The sequence below is a fragment of the Nitratidesulfovibrio liaohensis genome, from assembly GCF_011682075.1.
In the GTDB taxonomy this organism is placed as follows: domain Bacteria; phylum Desulfobacterota; class Desulfovibrionia; order Desulfovibrionales; family Desulfovibrionaceae; genus Cupidesulfovibrio; species Cupidesulfovibrio liaohensis.
The window spans coordinates 1-2311 of the sequence record NZ_VSMK01000426.1 but is presented as its reverse complement, the minus strand read 5'-3'; the positions used below and the strand labels follow the sequence as shown (position 1 = coordinate 2311).

Here is a 2311-nt window from a genome sequence, read left to right as displayed (position 1 = left end):
GACGCGGCGCGGGGCGCGGCCACGGATGCGGCGTGTCCCGCATCGCCATCTTCGGAACCCGCCACGGCGCCCAGCAGGGCTTCGAACCGCACGGCCAGGGCCTGCGCCTCGTCCAGCCAGGCAGGGCGGCCCTGCAAGGTGGTCGTGCCCGGTGTACTGGTCGCGCCCGGTACGTCTCCATCACCGGACGCGGGGGACAGCGCGGTGATCAGGGTCTCGATGTGCTGCACCCGCTTCAGGATGGCGTTCTGCTGCTGGGTCAGCCCCACCATGCTCTTGGCCAGGTTGCTTACGGCCAGGGTGAAGTCCTGCGGCAGTTCCACGCGGGCGGGCTGCGGCGGCGTGGCGGGTTCGGCGGATTCCGCGTCGTCCCGGTCGTCCCGGGCATCACGGGCAGGGGCTTCCGGCGTTATCCACGCGAATTCGGCGGCCAGGCGGGTGCGCACCTCTTCCACCGACATGCCCATCTCGAACAGGTCGCGGATGCGCAGGGACACCGCCGCGGCTTCCGCCGTGAAGCGGATGGGCTTGCCCTGGCTGGCCACGGGGATGCAGTCCGGAAACTTGCGGCGGTAGCTTTTGACCGTGGTTTCGGAGACGCCCAGCAGGCGGGCAAGGTCGCGGTGGGTCAGGTTGCCTTCGGTCATGAAAATCCTTTGGTGTGTCTCGATGGGTGCGATGGCCTGACGCGCGGCGGTGGGGCGGGCCGGTATGCGGGCGACCCCCGATGCGGCGTTCATGCGGATTGTGCCCGGCCCCTGTGTGGACTGGGCGCGGGTGCGCGTTGCGGCGTTGTGTGCTAGGCTGCATCCATTGGAATACCCGGCGGGCAGCCAGGCAGGCGGATGGCCGGGCGGCCAGCGGGGCGCCCCGGGGGTTGAACCCCGCCGTCCGAGCGGCTATGGTGCGCGCCCGTCACGGGTCCGGTACGGAACCGGTACGGAGTCGGCGGCGACCGCCGGTGCGTCATGCCGCTCCGGCCCTTGCCGGTTCGCATATATCGCATGCTTATCATGCGGCTATCGGTATTTCAACCTGTGAAGGCAGGGTGTTGCCGCTTCCCCACCGTACGCTTTCCGCAGGGTTTCCGATAGAAAGGCCAAGATTTTCCCGCCGTGCCCCGACCGCCGTGTTCCCCTTCCGCCACCCGCCGAGGACCGCCATGCACCGTTGTTTCCGCACCCTCCGCCTCCTCTGTTCCCCCCGTTGCCTCCGTCCGTTGTCGTCCGACGTGCCCTGCTGCCGCCGCGGGCGCGCCCTTGCCGCGTCCCTCGGGCTGATCCTGGTTTGTCTGGCGGCCATCCTGTCCGGGGGGCCGCGTACCGCCAGCGCGGCCACGGAACTGACCCTGGCCGTGGTGACCACGCCCGGCTCGGCCCAGCACGTCTGCGCCGAACGGTTCCGGCAGTTGCTGGAGGAACGTTCGCACGGGGCGTACCGGGTGGTGGTGCACCATTCCGGCACCCTGGGCACGGAGACGGAAATCCTGCAACAGCTGCAGTTGGGCGGCGTGCATCTGGCCATCATCACCCTGGGGGTGCTCGACCCGTTCGTACCCGAGGTGAAGGTGCTGGACTACCCCTTCCTGTTCCGCGATGCGGCAGAGGCGGACCGCGTACTGGACGGGCCGACAGGCAGGGCGCTGCTGGATGCGCTGGAACGGGTGGGTCTGAAGGGGCTGCACTTTTCCGAGAACGGCTTCCGCCACCTGACCAACAACGTGCGCCCGGTGCGCAGCGTGGATGACGTGCGCGGGCTGAAGATACGCGTGCTGGAATCGACCCTGCACCGCGAGCTGTGGCGCGCCCTTGGCGCCAACCCTACGCCCATGGGGTGGCCCATCTACGCGGAATTGCAGCAGGGCACCATCGACGGGCAGGAAAACCCGCTGTGGGTCATGGCGGAATACCGCATGCCCGAGGTGCAGAAATACCTTTCGCTGACCGGGCACGTGTATTCCGCCCACGCGGACCTGGCCAACCTGGCATGGTTCAATGGGCTGCCCCAGTCGGACCGTACGCTGGTCATGCAGTGCATGGCCGACGCCGCCGCGTATCAGCGGGCTTACAACCGCCAGAAGGACGCCGACTATCTGCGCCGCCTGCGCGAGGCGGGCATGCAGGTGGTGGACGCGCCGGATCTTGCCTCGTTTCGTGCGCGCGCCGACGCGCTGCGCCAAAGCGCCCTGTTTGCCGACCCGCATACCCGCGACATGCTGGCCCGCGTGCTGGCGGCGGTGGGGCGCCAGGGGGCGGAATGACGGCGGGACCCGCCGCCGCATCGCCTGCCCCGGTCGCGGGGCTCGGCCCCT

Annotated in this window: 2 protein-coding genes; one reads left to right on the top strand and one right to left on the bottom strand. The window is 69.4% G+C overall.

What is annotated here, in order from left to right; genetic code table 11:
- On the bottom strand, nt 1-647 hold a 647-nt coding region (locus FVW27_RS13460), incomplete at its 3' end, for a MerR family transcriptional regulator (RefSeq protein ID WP_167125948.1).
- 584 nt (nt 648-1231) lie between these two features.
- On the opposite strand from FVW27_RS13460, the gene FVW27_RS13455 reads away from it, so the two are divergent.
- A complete protein-coding gene (locus tag FVW27_RS13455) occupies nt 1232-2260 on the top strand; it encodes a TRAP transporter substrate-binding protein (protein WP_341806140.1) in 1029 nt (342 codons plus the stop codon).
- Nucleotides 2261-2311: the final 51 nt, after the last annotated feature.